Raw genomic sequence first — 22,173 nt, forward strand, 5'->3', positions numbered from 1 at the left:
TGAGTTTTGAGTCTAGGACATTCGAGCACAAGCATTATAGAACAAGTCTATGCAAGATTTTTACCAGATTATTTAAGATCCGCTGAAAATACATTGAAAAAAAGCGGTTTGGATCTTAACAGGTTCAGTGAACCTTAAGAGAAATTCTTTTAAAAGTTAAGTAATTGATTTTATGGTGCTGTGAGGGAGGATTGAACTCCCGACCTCTCCCTTACCAAGGGAGTGCTCTACCACTGAGCTACCACAGCATTTTGTTGTGGGCGGTTCTTGCCATATCAAAACAATTTGTGCAAGCTTATATTATCATTTTTTCTAATTTTTTTAATTTTTTTAAGTTTATTGCTAAAATTATACACAAGCTAGGCATTTGCTGACAGCTTATTTGGGAACTAAAATTAAATTATTGGTTAAGTGTGGAATCACTAAACCAAAATTAAGGTTGAATTGAAAACAGAATAAACAGAAATATTGTTTTCTGCCAATATAAAGCCTAGCTGCCTTGGACTTTAGTGAAATTAGTTTGGTTTAAGTGCCAAGAATCAGCAAGGCTAGAAAAAAGGCTATTCAAAATACATGATAGGCAACATGCTTTTATTTTCCAAAATCTAAAAATCATTCTTTTAAGCCTTTCTTATCATTTTTTGAAGTGATTTATAAATTTTCAACATAGATTCAATAGGTTAACTTATGTTTTTGTTAATAAATAAAATGCTTTAACTCATTTGATAACCTTGAATTTCAAGAACAGATTTTGAGAGTGTGGCGCATAATTAAAGCAGCCATTAATTATTAAAATAACAAGTTATCAAAATGAGTGTGGATTACGAATAATATTTGCAGCAAGTTGATAACTAACGCGTCTGCCCATAGCATCAAATTGGCTGGTAATAAAATAGACTTCTATTTTAATAATGGTTTATAAGAAAAAAAATATAGAAAATAACAGCCAATTTTAATCAGAATTGATTGCTCTCAAAAACGTTGGTTCGTCTCCAACAATGACTTGAGCATCATACTCCGTATCTTCAGGAAATTGTAATATAGAATTTAAAAAATCTTCCGGTGGGTAGTATTGGTGCACATCAATATAGTGGTATATTAAACCCGGAGAAATATAAAAACAATTTTTATCAATTGTCGATGGTATCAATATTTCTACATGTGATAGGTTTATATCACCCAATATAATTGGTTTACCCCAAGGATCACTCGGTGTTCGTTTACATAGAGGACATAAATTTAAGCCTCGCGTAACAAAAGCGATTATATTAATATTATTAAATTCACCTCTTATCAATTTTTCTAATTTCCGTTTCACTTCAATGTGAACATTATCTTTTTGAAATGAATTATCATTTAGCCAACCGATATTTAATATTATATTTCCATCATCACTTTGAAATCTATATGCTGATAAGTCTTTATATTCCATTGTAGCATCCTATTTTGCCTTATCTAAAACTTCGGTACACGCTACCCATACATAACGGCCAGGGCCATTTTCTTTTATGATATCACTTAGCCACTTTGGTTGAGATGTCGTTATAAAATTATCACCACTATAAACCAGCTTGTCTCCGGGAAATAGCCTATAATCGTATATTTCTTTTCCCTGTAAATGAGTAACTAAGCCATCAACATCTTGTGCAATACGCGTGCCCAAAGATTTTCCTTCTTTTATTAATTCCAATAATCCAGCTGTATCCCCTTGTTCTAAAAATCGACCAGTAGAATTAATTATTTTAGTATTATCCTTCGCCATTGTAATAACTGTATTCGGAGGTACTGTTAATTTTTTTGGGTTAAGTTCTGACCTAGCACCATGACCAGCTATTACTTTTGCCGATAGTCCCCACGGATCTATCCACACATTAGGGTTATGAACATATGCATTGGGGCGCAGACCACCTGCCAAACCAATTGGATCGGGTGAGATATATTGTGCAGCGAGTGGATCATAATATCTGTAGCGGTTATAGTAAAGGCCATTCTCCGCATTTTCCCATTGGCCTTGGAAACGAATGGGGCAGTTTTGCGCGGCTTATGCTTCAACCGTATCATATTTAAATGCTAAGTTGCCGCGTATTGGTGGTGGATATGGGCTGCGAATATCATTGTCATTATCAGCCTGCCAGATTTTATGAACTGCGCGCCAAGGAATTAAAAAGGTGCGGTATTGTGCTGCCCAAACAAGCTTGCGGTCCTCGCTAAATATTTTACGTGGTGTGCCAAGATGGTCGTTGACAATGTACAACAATTCACCGTCTGCTGTTACTTTAGCAATTGGCCTAAATGTATCAGGCTCATAATGCTTGTTTGTCGCCTTATTCCAATCAGCCTCACCACGTGCTTTTAACGGTGCTTCCTCGGCAATGGTATCACCATCCCATAGATAGGCTGTACCGACGATTGTGTCGTTTGATAGTTCGCCACTGCCGCGTTGTTGGCTATCTTCGTGATAAGCACCACGGTTCTTCTCAATTTCAGTAATTTCGGGCGATTGTGCTAATAGCGTCTTTTGCGCAATGCTGGCATTGATTTTAAAGATACGCCGGCCAAAGGGATCATAACGATATGTCCAACGTTCCCCCGTTGGGGTTGAGCAACCAATCAGTCTATCTTTAGCATCCCATTGATATTTCCAAATTTTAGGGCGAAAGCCATTGCGTGTAACAATGCGTTTGATAATACGGTTACACTCATCATATTCAAGGGCAATATGTTCACCATTGGCGCCTTTGGCATCGGTAATGCGCCCGCCTTTCGCTTGTTGCCAATGGCTTAGAATATTATTTTCATCACTAAAGCCAGTAATATTACGTGCAGGGTCATAGTTAAATTGTTCAACCCTACCATCGCTAGAATTTACCTTGGTAATTTGGCCATTATCATCATAAGAATAATTGGTTTCACCCCAACGTTGATCTTTAATGCTTAGGGGTTCAAAACTCTTGTTCCAATTAAAATGGCGTTCAGCTTGTGAAGTCGCTTTGGATGGATCAATACCTTGTTGCTGTGCTGTCATTGCCCCTTCAAGACCACGGCTTAATGAGGCAATGGTAAAACCACCAATCTGACTTTTTAACTGGCTAGCAAAACTATGTAGTTAATTTATAGATTAAAATTTAAAACTATATTTTTGAAATATCGGCGTAATATTCTGCAACACAAGGTTCAATATATTGCCAGCTATCAGGGTTAAGTTCAGTAGCATAAGTAAAAAACTCACAAATAGTTTCATATATAGAATGGTCTGAACACTCTTCTCCTAACTTAATAGTAGCTTCTTGACTATATACTACGTATAAAACAATCCTTCCCTCATTATAAAATCTACTTTCAGAATAAGGTCCTAATTCCTTCCATAAAGCAATTCTTTTTTCTTCAAGAAACTTTTCATCACCTATATGCTTGCCGTAATAAAACTCTTTCGCAATATCAACATACTTAAAAATTTTAGGATCCAGCTGATCTTTTATTCTTTCTAAATATTTAATAAAAATTTTCATTATATCCACATAACTGATTTCGTCAGCCTTAGTATTATAATACTCAAAAATATCGAAAAATTTTTCATTATTATTGATAAAGTCATTTTCTTTGAAGTGCCTTTTCATTACATTAGTTTCCTTTCAAAAAAGCATCTAATATTGCGCTATCAAGCATCTGATTAACATTATTACATACAGGACAGAAGGGTTTTCCGAAACCATGATATTTACCACCTAGAGTAACTACAGCATGAGCGAAGCCTTGAAGTAATTTAACAAAATTTGTGATTTCATCTGCTGTATAAGTTCCTGCTGCTTTTATGGGAATACCAACGCTATTAGCAAATTGAGATAGAGTAACAGGTTCGCAACACTTCATATAAGTTTTCCCACGAATATCCTCAGGAACGCTATCATAGAGCTACTGAATTAAAGGATGAATGGTTCTATTTGAATTTACCGAAGCACTGACAGCTGTAAATACTGACCCTGTACCGGTAACCAGTGCACCGGCGGCACCTGATTTACCGCCCCGCATTGAATCTGCAAAGAGGCGTGCCAAAGTTCTTGCATTTTTTTCATCAGTCAATCCAAAGGGATCAATCCATACAATAGGATTAAATACATAACCATTAGGCCTTAATCCACCAGCTAAATCGAGAGGATCGGATGAAACGTATTGTGCCGCAAGTGGATCATAATAACGAAAGCGGTTGTAGTACAGGCCGGTTTCACTATCTTCCCATTGGCCTTGGAAGCGGATGGGGCAGTTTTGCGCGGCCTGTGCTTCAACCGTATCATATTAAATACTAAGTTGCCGCGTATTGGTGGTGGATATGGGCTGCGAATATCATTGTCATTATCTGCCTGCCAGATTTTATAAACTGCGCCCCCAAGGAATTAAAAAGGTGCGGTATTGTGCTGCCCAAACAAGCTTGCCGTCCTTGCTAAACATTTCAGGTGGTGTGCCAAGATGGTCGTTGACAATGTACAACAATTCACCGTCTGCTGTTACTTTAGCAATTGCCTAAACGTATTAAGCTCATAATGCTTGTTTGTCGCCTTATTTCAATCAGCCTCACCACGTGCTTTTAACAGTGTTTCCTAAGTAATCTAACTAGTAATGGCTAGTCTTATCAGGCATATTTTAAAAATTAAATTTAATTCAGGAATGCTAAACTCGTATATCAATATTCAAGGAAATTTTCCAACATTATTTTTATGATCTGGATTGGCTCAAAATTTTAACTTTTTTCCATAACTTTTAGTTCAATTTCATTTTACATGCAAGCTGTCCACAAAGGTCGATTTCCATTTTGAACATAAAACCCAATTTCTCGTAATGGTAAGTCACAAGACGCGCTTCGCCACCATCGACCAGCCATTTGACCGATCTACGTTGCCCAGCTTCATAATTTTCAAACTTTAATGAAAACCATCCGAATGCTGAACCTTAAGCAATAGGCCTTTGCTTATTGTTTTATATGCTTTTTAATTTTGACAATCATGTAAACTTATCAATGCTATATGGCATTATCTAAACACTATATTATCTGTCTTATCTCCAAGGTATCGCTACTCGGCGAGTTAATGGACGTAATTTATCAATATCATCCCAAAGGCCAGGAAAAACAAAAAACTTCAGGTCATCTCGGTTAATACCAGTGTCAAAATACCGAACAAGACGATCTTGTAAACTCTGACTTGACCACATATTAATCATTTCCGTTTTTTCAATAACCTCACGATCTTCTGGAAGTTTTAAATTCCAGTTAATAACTTCGCGCTTATCAAAATTGCTATCCATTTGTAATAATTTACCACCAAGCCAAAACTTATCATAAAATGTTCCATCATAGTCTGGATTATAGTAATAAATATATGGATCAATCCATCTATAATCTTCAAATGCTTTAACTGCAGCTTGGTCATAATCTAATTTAAGTCTTTCAACACCTAAATGATTGAAGATAAGTTTTGTTACAGCAAAAACCCTAAGCAAGGGTTTTACATTTTTAAGACTATCTTTGTGCCATTGACCATCTTTGCTTTTTATATCAAACACCAAAAAGCCAGCAGTTTTTAGCGTCATACCAATAGTATAAAGATCGTCACGCAATTTCATCGATATGATAACACCTTCTTTATTAATTGTTCTCATATTGTCACCCTGATTTACTCGCCTTTGCTTGGTTTAATAGGTGTTGTTCAGCTTTACTTAAATAAGCAGCCCTGTTTTTATTGTTTTTGCCAACTGGATTTTGTTTATTTGCAGTTCCTTTTAAACCACCGTTTTTTTCAAATTCTATCTGTTCTAATCCTCGGGCAATTTGTTTTCCCTCCCATCCATAGCCTTGATAAATAGCTGTTGGAGGCTCACCGCCGAAACGAGAGTAATTACCGCTATACCTATATTTTATAACCTCTTCAGCCGAATGGTGGCCTGGCATACTGGCATATCCGATATATGGCTTACCTGTAGCAATGTCTATACCTGTATAAGTAACATGGGTTGCTGTGGCTACGTTACCTGCCAACCCCCACGGATCTATCCATGTGTTTGGATTATGGACGTATCCATTGGGGCGCAACCCACCTGCCAACCCTATTGGATCAGGTGAGATATATTGTGCGGCGAGTGGATCATAATATCTGTAGCGGTTATAGTAAAGCCCATTCTCCACATCTTCCCATTGGCCTTGGAAACGGATTGGGCAGGCTTGCGCAGCTTGTGCTTCAACCGTATCGTATTTGAATGCTAAATTACCGCGCATTGGTGGCGGGTATGGGCCGCGGATATCATTGTCATTATCTGCCTGCCAGATTTTATGAACAGCACCCCATGTGCGATATTGCGCCGCCCAAACAAGCTTGCCATCTTCGCTAAACATCTCGCGCGGTGTGCCAAGGTGGTCGTTGACGATGTAGAACAGTTCACCATTTGCTGTTTCTTTAGCAATTGGTCTAAATGTATCAGGCTCATAATGCCATTTGGTTGCCTTATCCCAATCCGCTTCACCACTTGCTTTTAATGGTGCTTCCTCGGCTATTCTATTGGCATTCCATAGATAGGCTGTGCCGACGATCGTGTCATTTGATAGTTCGCCACTGCTGCGTTGATGGCTATCTTCATGATAAGCCCCGCGGGTTTTCTCAATCTCAGTGATTTGGGGCGATTGTGCTAATAATGCCTTTTGTGCAATGCTAGCATTGATTTTAAAGATACGCCGCCCGAACGGATCATAATGATAAGTCCAGCGTTCGCCCGTTGGGGTTGAGCAACCAATCAGCCTATCTTTTGCATCCCATTGATAGTGCCAAATTTTAGGGCGAAAGCCATTGCGTGTAACAATGCGTTTGATAATACGGTTACACGCATCATATTCAAGGGCAATATGTTCACCATTGGCGCCTTTGGCATCGGTAATGCGCCCGCCTTTCGCTTGTTGCCAATGGCTTAGAATATTATTTTCATCACTAAAGCCAGTAATATTACGTGCAGGGTCACAGTTAAATTGTTCAACTCTGCCATCGCTAGAACTTGCTTTGGTAATTTGGCCATTATCATCATAGGAATAATGGGTTTCACCCCAACGTTGATCTTTAATGCTTAAAGGTTCAAAAGCTTTGTTCCAGCTATAATCACGCTTGACTTGAGCGGCGGCCTTAACTGCATCAAACCCACGCAATTGTGCCGCCCTTGCTCCCTCCAGCCGACGACCAAGGGTGGAAAGGGCAAAACCTGCCTCTTGGTTGGTTAATAGCCCTAATGCATCATAGCTTTGATTTAAAGAAAAACCACTGTGAGACTGCCTTTGTGTCTCACGCCCCATAATATTATATTGGAAATCCATTGGCTTATGGTTGCCAATGACCAGTTGCGTTAAAGAGCCAAGAGGATCATGATAAAATTTAGTAAAGTTTTGACCAATTTGATAACTAACGCGCCTGCCCATAGCATCAAATTGGCTGGTAATTTTACGGCCATTACAGCCTTCTTGTATTATGCGGCCATTTTTATCACGGGTAATGCCAATAACGCTTGAGCCGTTTTCTGCCCGTTTTAATAATTGCCGGCCATCATAATCAAATGAAGTGGTCTCTTGAAGATCACCTTGCGCTGAAAAAGCCTTTTCCAATAATAAAAGGCCGGTTTTATCATAACTATATTCAATAAAACTATTATCGGCATTAATCCGTTTAATAACATTGCCAACATCGTCATAATGATAATAGAAGTTCTGACCGGCAAAATCACAGTCATGAATAATGCGCCCTGCAACATCGCGCTCTAAATGCCATTGGCGTTGCAGCGCATCTTTAACGCAGGTTAAACGCTTTAAAACATCATATTCAAAAGAAAGCTGGCCACCGCCAGGTTCTTGCATACCTAAAAGCAGATCAAATGGCCCATAGTGATAGGTCCATTGCCGCCCTTGCGCATCTTTTACATGAGATACTTGCCCCTCTGCATCGAATTTTCGTTCAATGACTGATCCATCAGGCCGCTCAATCCGCGTTGGTTGATAAAATTCTTTGCCTTTTGAGTGGTCATAAAAAACTCGTGTTAAGCTGCCATCAGGGCTCTGTTCACTAATAACGCGGCCAAAAATATCGCGTTCAAGCCTAACCTTACCGCCATTTGCTAAAATAATTTCAATAAGACGGTGATGTTGATCATAAAAACGCTGTTCTTTGCCGCCATCCGCAAAATGAATAATTGACGGCTGCCCAGCTTCTGTCCATTCTATTCGCGTTTCATGCCCTTCAGCATCAATAGCGCTAATGACATTGCCTGCACCATCATGATCATATTTCCAAGAATTCCCTTCACCATCAACCACCACATTGGGCGATCCAAAATTATTCCAAGCATAATGCGCCCAACACCCTTCAGCATCGGTAAAATTGATGATATTGCCAGCATTATCATATTGCCATTTGCTGGTATTTCCCGCTTCATCCTGTTGAGATGTTTTAAAGCCTGCCCCATCATATTCAAAAGACTTAATTGCGCCAATTGGCGTTTGTTCTTTAAGAATATTTTTATTTTCATCATACCAAAAGCGTTCGTTTTTATTTTATCTTAGTTAAGATAATTTTACTTAAATAATGGCTTATATACAATATAATTGTTATAATCTTGGCCATCATTACGTGAGCCTGAACACATTATAAAACTTTTTTCGCTATAAATTTCCGATGATTCATCAGCCCATTTTACTTCCCCGTCAAATGTCACATTTTCAGCGAAGGACCAAAAAGTCATACGATTTTTAGGAAAATAAATATCTTGTTCATTGATTAATGGATATTCTTCTAAATTTGTACAAAATAAATTGATAATATCTTGAGGGTCCTCTTTAAAAATGTAAAGATTATTGAAATTTAGATGCTCACACTCTTTGTCAGCTGCAATTTCAACTAATTTTTTATTTTCATAAATTAAACTAATACCACTTTTATAAAAATTTTGTTAAAGATAATTTTTTTATTATTTAAATAAGAATCTTTTACTTCATCTATTTCTTTAGTATCTAATGCATATTCAGAGTATGCTTTTTTAAGTGTATCAAATGCTTCAGAAGAGGCACCTAAAACTCCTTCATATGTAATATTTCCATACAAATTTTCTAAATGCTGATTATCATGTATAGATGAGTTTAATACGAATAAACCGATTTATTTTTTTAGGTATAATTTGATATTTTTCCATAAACTTTATCACTCTTTATAAATCAATTTGGAACTAAACCATGAAGTTTTAAACATATTAAATATTTTGTTGCTTGAATAACAGCACCAATATATTTTTTTGAAATACCGACCGAGATTATAGCATCTAATATAAACGCATTGGTAAATTGTCCTTTATTTAAAAATGCTATTTGACGACCATAGTATTCATCTTTTAGAGACCTTGCTCTTCCAGCGTAAGATGGAGTTTTCGCATGATCCTCGTGAGTCATTTGTATGGCTGGCCCCATATCGTGTGGAAGAGGAGCAATGTATGCTTTTACTGGCATATGATGAGACTCAACTCCCGGGCTTTGCATACACAAATGAGCACCACCTTTATATTTATCCAGGTTCAGGTGCAACTGGGCATGCCAAAGCAGCACAAACAAGGGGAATACCAGCTGCTTTAGTTTTTTTCTCTACCTGGCTAGTAATACGAACATTTGCATCTGTAATTGCATAAGCACCTGAACCTAGAGCACCTTCGATATCTTGGATTAACTTTTCAAGTTCTTCCTTTGATAAATCACCTGAACCTAGAATACCTTCCTCGGCTGTAATATATAACCGTGTGCGTCTGCTGTTTTCATGATTTCATCAAGCATGACATGTTATCACTTTCCAAGTTTGCTTTAGGCTTATATAAAAGTTTATCAAGCAGTTGTGCCGCAAGAAGCCCCCCTTAAATTTCCAGTTAATATGTGCCTACGATGCAATGTCATGTGATAACCATGTTTATTCTTGCGGTCCTAGACGACGAATGGGTGTAATTGTGCCATAACCAGCTTCACCTTCAGCAGGGGGGATATAGCTTTCATAAATTGGGCGTTCAAATTCGGTTAAAAAACTTAAATAAGATAAAATTGGCATACGTTGTATATTATTTATACTCATGCTCCCACCTAATGATAGGGCTGGAACAAAACCATAAACCTCCCCCGGCTCAAGCTCGCCATAACGTTTGATCAACTCTGGCATAAAATTTTCATATTTATGGTTATTTAAAAAATCACCAAAGTTATTTGTATTTGATAAATTTCCATAAAAACAATATATAAAATTTTCAGAAAGTGTGAAGGTTTGATGCGGTTCTTGCCCCCATTCTTTCAAGTAGTCCTTAGATCCAGAATTAAATAGAGTTTTATAATGAAATTGCTTGCCAGAACCTAAATAAATATACAGATCACCAAAACCATCATAAGCATAAGGTGTTACCGTTTCAGGATCAAATTCGGGGTCGCCATCAAAAAGTGCGTGCATGATGGGACGTAAAAATTCTGGATCGCACATCCATAAAACACCATTGCTCCAACTGCCCCAACCATAATCTTGCCAAATGCGTAAAAGTGAATCTGGTACCCGCCCGCGATAGCGTTCAATAGTGGCTAAGTCAGGCTTTACAACATGTTTAGGCGGGCCATAACGTAAGAAAGCTTCTTCATAACGCTCCTCGGCCGTAATATAACCGCGTGCTTCTGCCGTTTTCATGATTTCATCAAGGCGTGACATATTATTGCTTTCCAAGTTTGCTTTAGGCTTTGATAAAAGTTTATCACGCGGTTGTGCCGCAAGAAGGCCCCCTAAAATTCCAGTTAATACGTGCCTGCGATGCAATGTCATGTGATAACCATACTTATTCTTGCGGTCCTAGACGGCGAATGGGTGTAATTGTGCCATAACCTGCTTCACCTTCAGCAGGGGGGGTATAGCTTTCATACATTGGGCGTTCAAATTCGATTAAAAAACTTAAATAAGATAAAATTGGCATACGTTGTATATTATTAATGCTCATGCTCCCACCTAATGGTAGGGCTGGAACAAAGCCATAAACCTCCCCCGGCTCAAGCTCGCCATAACGTTTGATCAACTCTGGCATCATACTTTTACGCTTATAATTATTTAAAAAATCACCAAAGACCCTTGTCTTTGATAAAAGAGTATGAAAAAAATAAATAAAATTTTCAGAAACTGTGAAGCTTTTCTGTACTTCCTCATTCCATGATTGAAATTCATCTACCGAGCCTGAATTGAATAAAACCTTATATTCAAACTGCTTGTTATCACTAATCCAAATATGTAATCCACCAAAACCGTCATAAACATAAGGTGTTACCGTTTCAGGATTAAATTGGGGATCGCCATCAAAAAGTGCGTGCATGATTGGACGTAAAAATTCGGGATCGCACATCCATAAAACGCCATTACTCCAACTGCCCCAACCATAATCTTGCCAAATGCGTAAAAGTGAATCTGGTACTCGCCCGCGATAGCGTTCAATAGTGGCTAAATCAGGCTTTACAACATGTTTCGGCGGGCCATAAAGTAAAAAAGCTTCTTCATAACGCTCCTCTGGCGTAATATAACCACCACGGGCATTAGACGCTTTCATAATTTCATCAAGACGTGACATATATTCGAACTCCTAACAAAAGCAGAATATTTTAATTTATATTAAATTAATTGAAAGCAGACCAATAACCTTTATTACCAGCTAAACGTTGACCGGGCATATCAGGCTCGCTAGGACAATAGGCTAAAGTAACTTTTGGTCTTTTGCAATTGGCTGCTTTTAGTCGCTCCATATATTCTTTATAGCGAGTTTTTCGGCTTTTCCAATGTGAACCAATAGAAGAATTGATTGTTCCCCAACCAAAACGATCTAAAATATTAATAGTCTGATCTGCCACAGAATCCATTTTGCCTCCGGCAATCATATCAGGCGCGTGCAACGCAACATCACGGGCAAGCACTTCATCAATTAATCTATCTTTATCATTCTTTGCATTAAACCTACTACTAAGAGATTTTTCATAATCTTCACGTGCCTTTTTTTGATAAACTTCCGCTTGAGCGCGTATACCAGTTGGATTTTTTTCATAAGCATTCATATTGTCAACGATTTCTGCCGGCGACATTTTATTAATACCTCTATGCTGTATTTCTAATTGCCGGCGGTATTCTAACTCATATGCCTTACGGTTTTGCGGATCAACAGAATTCTTTGCTGCATCACCGGGCGCGAAACAAAGCTCTAATTTTTCATCGCAAGGATCTGAACTAACACGAACAATATTACCAGTTCCACCGTTATTGGGACGGTTTTTATCATCAAATCCATAGCGATTTTTTCCGCCCTGCAATTGCATGTTTTCAATTGCTTGCATTTGCCCATGCGCAGCACTACCGATATTAGCAAATGCATATTGTTGCCCAAGCTTAAAATGCAATTCTGTGTTGGCATCATTTAATATTTGCGGACTGTCAGACCAAGCACCAATTGGCGATGAAGGTTCTTTATCAATCGGATTATATGTATTTTGAAGATTAGTTGATTTGTGTAAAAATGGTGAGGTAGGATCATAAGTTCTAACATCTTTTACATAATTCATTTTACCGCTGGTATTTTTATTATTCATCCACCATTCGTCATTATGGCGAACAGCATTAGCACCTTCAAAGCGCACCGTTTTTGACCATGTTTTAGGTTGGCAAATACTACCACGTGTTCCAGATTCAACCCCTAGGCCAATACCTGCTTCATCACCATGGCTGCATGTCATAATAGATTTTGTTGTGTGACTACGTTTTGATGTTTGGCGCACCGTTGGTGTTGTATTGGCATCTTCATATTGTTTGGCATGAAGTGGAAATGGACAAGGTTTATCTGGCACTTTACACCAATCAGGATAGCTGGAAATAAGAATACCTTTATCAATATCACGGCTTCCTTCACGAGGTATACTCATTGCCTTCCCCTTCGTTCTTTACTATTAGTTCACACAGTCCTTGCTCATTTGCTCCTAGAAAATTATTCAGTTCAAGATCATTCAATGTTGTTGCAAAAAGATCAATCTTAAAGAACTCCGGGCAAATAGCTGCCCAAGCGCGCCACGTAAGGTGCACCTGCCAAGGAGCTGCTTGTGAGCGCATATCAATATGAACACCATCAAGATTTAAAACTGCGATGGCTTGGCGATCATCAATCCAATCAAACACCGCATAAGGTTGAATTGAAGGAAGATTAAACGAAAGTGTTTTTTGTCCAAGGGTTAAGCCATGGAGAGAAATTGTTTCGTCCCCTTTCATAAAACCACGCCATATCATTCCTGCGCTTGCACTTTGATAATGAAGATAATTAAAGTCAACAGGTAACTGCGGAAACCTATTTTTTCGCCAAGCATCATCGGTTGTACCAACAAATTGCATTCGCTGTTGCCAAAAGGGCGGTATTGGTCCAAAGCCTTGCGCTTGCACCATTTTACATGGATCAACAATAGGTGCAGTATCACTATCAATCATTGCAACAGGGATAATGCTATCTTCTGGCGTATAATCAGGATGGGGTAGCTTTGCTCCAATTGGATTAAACCCATTAGGATCATGATTAGGCGCATCAAAATATGAGCTGCCAGCCGCATATCTATAATCAATGGGTACCAAATCAACGGGTGTTGTATCGCTAATGCGCCAAGATGGTTTTCCGTCTTTTTGCCCGTCAGGAAGCCAATTTCGTAAACCATGAGCTTTTAAAAAGCGTTTATTGGAGCCAACCTCAATACCAAAATCCCATTCCGCCACATTTTCACCTAAAGGCGCATAGGTATTGCCGATAATTGTAATATCAGTATTAGGCTTAAACGGTGTAAGGTCAGACGCTTTAAGTAATGATGTTTTAAGTGGGTCTCCTTGATATTCGTCGGCTAAGACAAGCTCTTGCTTATCTGCTAATTCTAACGTGCCATCTTGCATGAGGTTATAGGTCGCACGACAAGTTATAACCCCCATTGGTGGTCCATCACGATGATATTGCTCAAAAGCAATAGCAGCAAAAGGCGTTTCATTTTTCGCGAGCATATCTAACCTCAGTTTAAGTCAATAACTTTACCATTAATATTGACAGCACCTGTGGCTGAAAAATTAAACCGCGTGCCTGTAATCGTTACATTGCCTTCCTTATCCATGATAAAGCGTGAATTACCGACTTTGATGATAAACTCTTCACCTATATTGAGCGTCATTGTATGGCCAACGGAAGTATTTTTATAAGAGCCAATTTGCTCTGTTCTTGCTATTCCAATCGTATCGGATTGGAATTTTTCAACCATTGTATTGGCAATACCAGATAGCGGCATGATTTGTGACAAAACACTGCTTAAACCACTGCCCTTTGTTGCCATATCAAAACCAGCTTTGACAAAATGTCCCGCTGCCGCATTAAACGCACCAGATGAAAGCAAGGATGTGGCTTCACCAGCTAAGGTTGCTGCCGCATGCCCCTTAGCAAATTCCTTCAGAAACGGATTATCAATCGCTTCAGAACCGATCTCGGTGTCTTTTGCCCCTGCGGCTAGAATTGGTCCAAGCATTGCAGTAAGGCTACCTAAACCAGAACCAATAAAACGATTAACCGAACCGCCTATTTTTTCTTGATGATTATTAGCAACCTCAACCGATTTATTAGCACCAATACTTTCTAACTCATTGGCTTCAACTCGTTTAGCACGGTTATTTAAAACCTTAATCGATTGATCCTTTTGAGCATGGACAAACATATTTTCTTGTCCACCTTCATCTTCAAACGATATTTCATTAAAACCATCTGCCTTATGAGAATTGGAACGGATAACCATTTTGGTTTTATCTTCAGGCAGATTATAAGGAGGTTGGTTACTAGCATGATACGTCCGCCCGATAATGATCGGCTGATCGGGATCACCTTCCAAAAAGTCAACAATTACCTCATGGCCTATGCGTGGTAAGGCGACATGCCCATATTTACCACCGCCCCAATTCATCGACACCCTTATCCAGCAAGATGAATCTTCTGCTTTTGGGTCTTTGTGGCGGTCCCATGGGAAATGAACCTTAACGCGGCCATATTGGTCGGTGTGGATTTCTTCACCCTCTGGCCCCACCACTGTGGCTATTTGCGGGCCATCAATCAGCGGCTTGTTGGTCTGCGGTGCGCGATAGGGCAAATGCGATGGCTGTACGGCAAAGGCATTGGCATAGACGGTGGCGTTATCGCTTGCGTTATTGTTACCTGCAACGGCTAGCCCCATGCGGCGGTTTAGGCTCTGGGTGAGCAAGTTAGGGCTATGCGATGATGTCGTACCAAAGCTTAAACCCGACAGTGTTGTACCATGCAAGCCAGGCGCAACAATGCCCGTGTCTGCCATGCCTATCCCTTGTGCATCCTCTCCCCATGCTTGCGGCTGCACGCCCTCATGACGAATGGTGAGGAGCCGCCATTTCTGGTTTAAACGATCATCTGGATGCTCAAACAAGGTAATTGCATGACCGGTAAGCAAATGCGGTGCATTGGATACACCATAGCCAAGGGATGCATCCACACGGGTTGCTTCTAGCTTATAACGAGTAAAGGCTTTACCTGCGCTATCCTTCTTATAGCGACCTGGATAATCATAAAGCTCATAGTCATGCTTTTCGCCATTAGGATTAGCGGTGCGCTCCTTATGCTCCTGATTATAGACAGGGTTCTTGAAGGTGTAATCGCGCTGCACAACCGTTGTGGCGCGCAATTTCTCACGATAAGAAAGCGATGAGCAAAATAGCCCCTTTACTGAGCCTGATGACAGAGAATTATATTCAATCTCTTTTAAGCCTGGGCAATCATGCAAGACATTGGGCTTATCGGAGATAATGAGCTTTAACAGGCCTTCCTTGTCATGCTCAAAGTAATAGAAAATACCTTCTTCAGCCAAAATACGCTCAACAAAACCAAGATGGCTTTCACGATATTGCACGCAATATTCACGTGCATCGTGGCTACCTTCATCAATATCCCATGTAACATTTTCAATGCCATGCTCTGAGAAGAGTTCCTTAACAATATCGCCAACTTTTTTGGTCTGGAACACACGGCAATCAGAACCATGATCCAAACGATAAAGGCTTGGCATTAAAACAAGACGATAGGCGGTACGGTGATGACCTCTGTCACCGCGTTCAGCTTCCACCACAACGCCGGAGAAGTGACGTAAGGTCTCCATATATTTATGATGGATGGTTAAGGTGCCCGGACTATCAAGCAAGGCTTGCAGATCAATATTATCATCACTGCTTGACAGCATGACTTCTATTCTGGTCATGCCAAAGATTGCTTCATCTACCGCAAAGGCAGTGACGACAAAAGTATCATTAGGCGCTTCCTTCATCCAATAGCTAAAGGCAATATCCTGCTCTTGGAATTGTTTTGGAAGTTGCATTATTGGATTCATCACAAAAGCCCCATTGTCTTTATTTAAAAAGTATTATTTAATTTTAATAAGCCTTAAGCACATATCCTAAGGGCTGAAAGTTCATCGGTATGACTATGCCCCGCAAAGCCATACCGATGCTTGTTCCCTCATTCATAGCTCTGATCTTATCAATGAGGGAAATGAGCAAAAGTGAAGCGTTTATTTTTTAACCCCATATAAACGCTTCATCCCTTGCCTGATGGCTTAAACCTTAGGCGCGCGCCAATCATCAGCACCTGATGTGCCAGCAACTGCATGTTCCCATTCAATCTTACGATAGCTTAATGACACTGTTACCAATTGGGTAAAGTCTGCATTTTTTGGGTCTTGGCAATGAGGCATGTTGCAATCAATATCAACAATGATTGCATCCGTAAGCTTGGTGGTGAAGAAATGCTCTTGCTTACCTGATGTGCTGGTGCGATACCATTTAACTTCACAAGTGCTGAGCATTTCGCCAGAAGTAAGCGCATTATAAAGCAAAGGTGTTGCTTTGCTCAAAGATGCGGTGAACTTGAAAGGCTTATGGACGCGCTGACCTGAAGGCTGACCTGACTGTGGGTCACGAGGAATGGTTACAACATGGTCAATGGCCTGAACGAGGATTTCGTCTTCATGGCCTTCTTGCCAGATATTGCCGATTGAATCTTCAGAAGCTGCACCTTGAGTGATTGGGCCCTGTGTTGTACCTTCGATTTTAATATAGGCTGGTGTTGGCATTTCTTTATCCTTTTATATAAACAAACAAACTTACATTTTAAAAACTGACGGCACTTAAATCCCCCTCAATTGAGAGCTTAAAATGATGGTAGCCAACAGTCCTGTGAGCAAAGAAAGTTCAAAGGAGAAATGAAAACCCTTGCCCACAGTAAATACTAAGCAAGTTTCATGCCAACTTGATGCAACAACAAAAATAAAATGACACGCAATTGAAAATAAAGGAAAAATTAAATTATAGTGGCTGAATATGTAATATTTAGCAGATACTAATAACTGCAAAAAATTGCAGTCCAAATTCACCAAAAATAGCTAAAAACGCACCTAACCATAAGAAAAAAATAGAAAAACACCTGACTGCAAAAAATTGCAGTCGGCTGCAATTTTTTGCAGTAATTAGAATATTATTAATACTCTAATATAAAAAATCCTTGATATTTATTAAATGAATTTTCAGTAGCTCAAAGATAATAAAAACGAATAAAATATTTCGTCTGTCAACAATGGATTGACACAAATATTGTCTTTAAATTGCATTATTGAAATACGAAGTTTTCTAACATAATCCTTGGCCACGCGATTTTAGGAATGACAGCTCCTAAAAAATACAAAATTCAAGCTGTAACTAAACGACAATTATTCGTCATAACGATACGCGGAATATAAAAAAGGAGCTGTACCATTTAATTTGAACGCAATGGTATGAGGAAATTTTGTAAGAACCCAAAGATTAAATGTGAGAAGAGCCGCCTCAAATATGAATATTTTCAAGGCTCTTCGACAAAGTTACCGTGTAAATTCGCCATATTCTGAAAGGACGCAAAAACATCCGCAATCTATAGCGTGGTAAAACTCAAATGTGTATACCATCCACTTTTCGCCTTCATCCGCTTAAGTCAAAATTGTATATTTTTACAGTTTATTGTACTTGTTTTTTAAATTAATGAGTCCTGCCCCTAGCTCAACGCCAATTAATATTCATAAAATAATTGGTGATCACGAATTATTATTTTGATTTTTGCTTTAAAATTATCTTTTATGAGACAAATCGAACCCCGATAATAATCAAAAATGCAAAAAATAAAACATGAACAATTTAACGACACCTAAAAATGACGACGGCGTACTGCCAACGACAAAAGCTTTTCATCGCATTAGTCTTGCCATGTTTTTTGCAGGCTTTGTTACCTTTTCACTGCTTTATTGCGTGCAACCTTTATTACCATCATTTGCCAATCATTTTAATGTGACACCTGCTGAAAGTTCACTTGCTTTATCACTTTCAACCGGTTTTTTAGCAATTTCAATTTTGCTATCAAGTGCTTTTTCCGAAGCTTTAGGGCGACGAGGCCTTATGGCATGTTCAATGCTTGGCGCAGCCTTATGTAATCTTGCTGCAGCATTTGCACCAAGCTGGCACTGGCTACTTACCGCCCGCGCTTTAGAAGGTATTATGCTAGGCGGTGTCCCTGCCGTTGCCATGGCTTATTTGGCTGAAGAAATCTCGCCCAAAGGCCTTGGTAAAATCATGGGGCTTTATGTTGGCGGCACAGCCTTTGGCGGCATGATGGGTCGGGTGGGCATGGGCATTTTGATTGAATGGTTTGATTGGCATGGCGCGCTTGCAATTATCGGTATTATTGATTTTCTTGCTGCCCTTGCCTTTTACATCTTATTGCCAGTTCCCCACCGCTTTATCCGCCATAAGGGCTTTGACGTTCGCCATCATGTCCATGCTTGGTTTGGTCATATTGGCTCCAAGCGGCTTTTATTAATTTTTTGCTATATATTTTTGATTTTTGGTGTTTTTGTTGCCATTTTGAATTATGCTAATTTTCGTCTATCAACTCCACCATTTAACCTTAGCCCTACACAAATTGGATTTATTTTTTTAAGCTTTATTGCTGGTATGATAGTATCACCTATCGCTGGTAGCCTTACTGAAAAATATCCACGTAGCAATTTACTCATTGCAGCAGTTTTTATATTATTTTTAGGGCTAATTTGTACCTTAAGCACATCGCTTAATATATTCATTTTGGGCATCACCTTGATAACGATCGGCTTTTTTATGGCACATACGGTTGCAAGTACTTGGGTTGGGCGCATAGCTATAGGTGCTAAAGGACACGCATCTGCGCTTTACCTTTTGTTTTATTATATGGGTTCAAGCTTTATCGGTGCTTTTGGCGGTTGGTTTTGGTTTAAAGGTGGCTGGACAACGGTAATAATCTTTACAAGCTGTTTGCTTTTTCTTGCTTTAATTTTGTGCTATTACTTAAAAAAGGAGGCTGAGGGAGAAAGTAAAACTTAAAATTTGCAACATGCAATAGAGCTTGCGCCTCGAACCGCTCAGCAAATAAAAAATGCTATTGATCAGCTTTAAGCACAAGAAGAGTTTCTGGACGATTAATCAATAAGGGCAATTATTTGACAATATTTTTTAAATCCAGATACTCGAAATTTATAAAGGCAGCGCATTTGCGCTACAAATACATTACCTTAAAATTTGCGATAAAATTTTTGTATAACTAAAGATATCCTTTGGTATTTTAGCTAATATACTCAGTTTCAGGCGCCATTAATTTGAACGAAATGATATGAAGAATTTTCATAATAACCCAAAGATTGAATGCGAGAATAGCCGCTGAGAAATATGAATATTTTCAAGGCTCTTCGACAAAGTTATCGTGAAAATTTACTTCTATCCTGAAAGGACATAGAAACAAATTAAATCTACTATCTCATAGAACTTCAATGCGCATATTACCTTACTTTCGCCTATCGCCAACATCGCACATATTACTGACTACAGAAATTATGAGCAGGACCAAATGTGTCACACCGCAACCATAACAATAAAAGATCGTCTGTTGGGTTGGTTAGATAAAAGCAATATAATTGTTTTAACATTAAAGCAGGGCAATTAGTTTAAAATCATGTTTGCTATAGGCGTCAAACCAAAAGCTGCACCTCACTAAAGGCATAACCTGCAATGATAAAACCTATTTGCCCTTATATTGCGTTGTATTTTACCTTTTTAAAAATTTTACTGTTAAAATTGGCAAAATTCTTGTATGGGTCTTTTCAAATTAGAAAAATTCAAAACTTATAATAATATTTCTTGAATAAAGAGTTTGGATAACAACCAAGCCATATAAACCCATCAAAGTTTTTCATTAAACCATGATGTATCCCTTTAGGAATGAAAATAAGGACTATATGATGAGTGAGCTTCCAGCATGCCCACAATGCAATTCAACCTACACTTATGAAGACGGGAGCAACTATATTTGCCCCGAATGTGGTAATGAGTGGAATGCATCCACCCAAAGTGGCGATAAAATTGTTGTTCGTGATGCCAATGGTACTGAGCTTAATGATGGCGACACTGTAAGTGTTATCAAAGATCTTAAAGTTAAAGGATCGTCTTCAGTGGTTAAAGTTGGCACCAAGGTAAAAAACATTCGCCTTGTTGATGGAGATCACGACATTGACTGTAAAATTCCTGGCATTGGTCAAATGGGACTAAAGTCTGAATTCGTCAAAAAAGTGCAAGACTAATTGCAATTTATTGGGGCATTTGATGCAATAATGTCTATGCCCCAATCTCTATATTTGCAAAACTTTGCCTGATTACGGCTGTTAGTTATGCAGCCACTAAGCGTTACAGCTTTAGATGCCAACTAACTAACACCTTCATAGGCAAAAAACATCACAAAACGTCTTGCCTTCTGCAAAAACAAAAGAAAACTTCAATCAACAGCATTGTAAAGGTCAAATGGGCAAGGTGCCAACCATACCGCATTAATAATGCGGTTAATATTCAAGTCTCGTTTAAATGCCTCTGGCGATTATATCGATGCGTTAGGACTACATCTCTACGCAACAGCTTTGCCTATGTGGAGAAGATGCATAGCTAAGTAGCGGTCTCAATTCACTTTTTCTTCATCTCAGCAATAGCAATAGTAAAGAGCTGACAATCATGCTATTATAAGCAATGAAGGCTATCGCAGTTTGAATTGAATTTGTCTTTTTATAATATTACATAATCATCAAATAAGATATTTCTACTGATTTAATTCTTATAGCTAAAGTTTGTTTTCGTCATGGAAAGCTATTAAATATAATAGTAGTAAATCATATTACATTTACGTATTATTATAGTATATTATTATATTGATTTATATTTTTTCGATATCTTGTTAAACTAGCACAACCTATCAGCATTTTAAAATATCTTTTTAAGACCCAGATACTGGCATAATTGATATATAAATTATGAGAATCATAAAAACAGCCAATTAGGAAAAAACTAATCAACAAAAAAGCTAATAAGAATAAATCAAACTATACTTGTATCATAACTGGATAAATTATGGTAAAATGAATGGAAACTGAACAAATATTCAAATTATCTTTCATTTTGTTTTTAAACTTCAATTAAAATTGGTAATTTATTAAAAATACTATTGGATTATTCTTTCGATATGGCTTATATATAAGCTATAAATAATACAAAAAGGAGTTATTATGATTAAGAAACTTATCCTTGGCTGTTCATTGCTTTTACTCGTTCCTGCTGCTGCAAGCGCTCAAAGCGCCACTGGCGAATGTGCTATAGAAAAAGCAAACATCCAAAAGCAAATTGATTATGCCCGTCAACATGGCCATACCCATAAAATTGCAGGCCTAGAAAAGGCTTTAAGTGAAGTAAACCAGCATTGCACCGATGCAGGTCGCCGTGCAAGCAATTTACAAAAGGTTGCTGAAAAAGAACACAAAGTAGCTCAGCGCAAGGCAGAACTAGAAGATGCCAAAATGGGCGGTGATGCCAAGAAAATTGCTAAGAAGACCAAAAAGCTTGACGAAGCTGTCCGCGAACTTGAAGAAGCTCGCAGCAACGTTCGATAATTTATTAAAATCATAAAACAGTTGAGACCCCTGCATAAATTTTTATGCAG

At 38.6% G+C, this 22,173-nt stretch carries 21 protein-coding genes, 1 tRNA gene and 1 pseudogene; 4 read left to right on the forward strand and 19 right to left on the reverse strand.

Annotated features, from left to right (window positions below):
• Window positions 1-173 precede the first annotated feature (173 nt).
• From N6B01_RS08965 to N6B01_RS08990, 6 genes are all read right to left on the reverse strand, one after another.
• Window positions 174-248 (reverse strand) — tRNA-Thr (locus N6B01_RS08965).
• Between the two features lie 704 nt (window positions 249-952).
• Window positions 953-1,432 (reverse strand): DUF7919 family protein, encoded by a 480-nt coding sequence (locus tag N6B01_RS08970; protein WP_262078358.1) that lies wholly within the window; start codon window positions 1,430-1,432, stop codon window positions 953-955.
• Window positions 1,433-1,441: 9 nt separating this feature from the next.
• Window positions 1,442-2,023 (reverse strand): RHS repeat-associated core domain-containing protein, encoded by a 582-nt coding sequence (locus tag N6B01_RS15190; protein WP_315973335.1) that lies wholly within the window; start codon window positions 2,021-2,023, stop codon window positions 1,442-1,444.
• 18 nt (window positions 2,024-2,041) lie between these two features.
• On the reverse strand, window positions 2,042-3,025 hold the full coding sequence (locus N6B01_RS08980) for an RHS domain-containing protein (RefSeq protein ID WP_262078359.1): 984 nt from the start codon (window positions 3,023-3,025) through the stop codon (window positions 2,042-2,044).
• Between the two features lie 106 nt (window positions 3,026-3,131).
• Window positions 3,132-3,617: a hypothetical protein gene (locus N6B01_RS08985; RefSeq protein WP_262078360.1), complete on the reverse strand. Its 486-nt coding sequence runs from the start codon at window positions 3,615-3,617 to the stop codon at window positions 3,132-3,134.
• 4 nt (window positions 3,618-3,621) lie between these two features.
• Window positions 3,622-3,870 (reverse strand): hypothetical protein, encoded by a 249-nt coding sequence (locus N6B01_RS08990; RefSeq protein WP_262078361.1) that lies wholly within the window; start codon window positions 3,868-3,870, stop codon window positions 3,622-3,624.
• Between the two features lie 61 nt (window positions 3,871-3,931).
• Between N6B01_RS08990 and N6B01_RS08995 the strand changes: the two genes are divergently transcribed.
• Window positions 3,932-4,120 (forward strand): hypothetical protein, encoded by a 189-nt coding sequence (locus N6B01_RS08995; RefSeq protein WP_262078362.1) that lies wholly within the window; start codon window positions 3,932-3,934, stop codon window positions 4,118-4,120.
• A 17-nt stretch (window positions 4,121-4,137) separates the two neighbouring features.
• Here the strand turns inward: N6B01_RS08995 and N6B01_RS15250 are convergent.
• The 13 genes and pseudogenes from N6B01_RS15250 to N6B01_RS09060 form a co-directional block, all read right to left on the reverse strand.
• Window positions 4,138-4,254: pseudogene (locus N6B01_RS15250) on the reverse strand (RHS repeat-associated core domain-containing protein); the annotation flags it as partial.
• Window positions 4,255-4,368: 114 nt separating this feature from the next.
• Window positions 4,369-4,485 (reverse strand): RHS domain-containing protein, encoded by a 117-nt coding sequence (locus tag N6B01_RS09005; protein WP_262078363.1) that lies wholly within the window; start codon window positions 4,483-4,485, stop codon window positions 4,369-4,371.
• Window positions 4,486-5,049: 564 nt separating this feature from the next.
• The gene (locus N6B01_RS09010; RefSeq protein ID WP_262078364.1) at window positions 5,050-5,652 is read right to left on the reverse strand and encodes a DUF8309 domain-containing protein; all 603 of its coding nucleotides are present in this window, start codon (window positions 5,650-5,652) and stop codon (window positions 5,050-5,052) included.
• 4 nt (window positions 5,653-5,656) lie between these two features.
• On the reverse strand, window positions 5,657-8,338 hold the full coding sequence (locus tag N6B01_RS09015; RefSeq protein WP_262078365.1) for an RHS repeat-associated core domain-containing protein: 2,682 nt from the start codon (window positions 8,336-8,338) through the stop codon (window positions 5,657-5,659).
• Window positions 8,239-8,550, reverse strand: a complete 312-nt coding sequence (locus N6B01_RS09020; RefSeq protein ID WP_262078366.1) for a hypothetical protein — start codon at window positions 8,548-8,550, stop codon at window positions 8,239-8,241. The genes N6B01_RS09015 and N6B01_RS09020 overlap by 100 nt, the downstream gene beginning before the upstream one ends.
• Window positions 8,551-8,936: 386 nt before the next feature.
• Window positions 8,937-9,119 carry a hypothetical protein gene (locus N6B01_RS09025; RefSeq protein ID WP_262078367.1) on the reverse strand — a complete coding sequence of 61 codons (183 nt, stop codon included), beginning with the start codon at window positions 9,117-9,119 and terminating at the stop codon, window positions 8,937-8,939.
• 110 nt (window positions 9,120-9,229) lie between these two features.
• Window positions 9,230-9,619 carry a hypothetical protein gene (locus N6B01_RS09030; protein ID WP_262078368.1) on the reverse strand — a complete coding sequence of 130 codons (390 nt, stop codon included), beginning with the start codon at window positions 9,617-9,619 and terminating at the stop codon, window positions 9,230-9,232.
• A gap of 346 nt (window positions 9,620-9,965) precedes the next feature.
• A complete protein-coding gene (locus tag N6B01_RS09035) occupies window positions 9,966-10,850 on the reverse strand; it encodes a GAD-like domain-containing protein (RefSeq protein WP_262078369.1) in 885 nt (294 codons plus the stop codon).
• Between the two features lie 13 nt (window positions 10,851-10,863).
• The gene (locus N6B01_RS09040) at window positions 10,864-11,640 is read right to left on the reverse strand and encodes a GAD-like domain-containing protein (protein ID WP_262078370.1); all 777 of its coding nucleotides are present in this window, start codon (window positions 11,638-11,640) and stop codon (window positions 10,864-10,866) included.
• Window positions 11,641-11,686: 46 nt separating this feature from the next.
• Complete coding sequence (locus N6B01_RS09045) at window positions 11,687-12,976, reverse strand: polymorphic toxin type 15 domain-containing protein (protein WP_262078371.1); 1,290 nt, start codon at window positions 12,974-12,976, stop codon at window positions 11,687-11,689.
• A complete protein-coding gene (locus N6B01_RS09050; protein ID WP_262078372.1) occupies window positions 12,960-14,084 on the reverse strand; it encodes a DUF2169 family type VI secretion system accessory protein in 1,125 nt (374 codons plus the stop codon). Before N6B01_RS09050 ends, N6B01_RS09045 begins: the two co-directional genes overlap by 17 nt.
• Before the next feature lie 8 nt (window positions 14,085-14,092).
• A complete protein-coding gene (locus N6B01_RS09055; RefSeq protein WP_262080628.1) occupies window positions 14,093-16,471 on the reverse strand; it encodes a type VI secretion system Vgr family protein in 2,379 nt (792 codons plus the stop codon).
• Window positions 16,472-16,696: 225 nt separating this feature from the next.
• Window positions 16,697-17,212 (reverse strand): Hcp family type VI secretion system effector, encoded by a 516-nt coding sequence (locus N6B01_RS09060; RefSeq protein ID WP_262078373.1) that lies wholly within the window; start codon window positions 17,210-17,212, stop codon window positions 16,697-16,699.
• Window positions 17,213-18,296: 1,084 nt separating this feature from the next.
• Between N6B01_RS09060 and N6B01_RS09065 the strand changes: the two genes are divergently transcribed.
• The 3 genes from N6B01_RS09065 (at window position 18,297) to N6B01_RS09075 (ending at window position 22,123) form a co-directional block, all read left to right on the forward strand.
• Window positions 18,297-19,523, forward strand: coding sequence for an MFS transporter (locus N6B01_RS09065; protein WP_262078374.1), 1,227 nt, complete (start codon window positions 18,297-18,299; stop codon window positions 19,521-19,523).
• Between the two features lie 911 nt (window positions 19,524-20,434).
• Window positions 20,435-20,773: a zinc ribbon domain-containing protein YjdM gene (locus N6B01_RS09070; protein WP_182419727.1), complete on the forward strand. Its 339-nt coding sequence runs from the start codon at window positions 20,435-20,437 to the stop codon at window positions 20,771-20,773.
• A 969-nt stretch (window positions 20,774-21,742) separates the two neighbouring features.
• Window positions 21,743-22,123, forward strand: coding sequence for a DUF1090 domain-containing protein (locus tag N6B01_RS09075; RefSeq protein WP_182417470.1), 381 nt, complete (start codon window positions 21,743-21,745; stop codon window positions 22,121-22,123).
• Window positions 22,124-22,173 lie beyond the last annotated feature (50 nt).

This window comes from Bartonella sp. HY406, from assembly GCF_025449315.1.
GTDB lineage: Bacteria > Pseudomonadota > Alphaproteobacteria > Rhizobiales > Rhizobiaceae > HY038.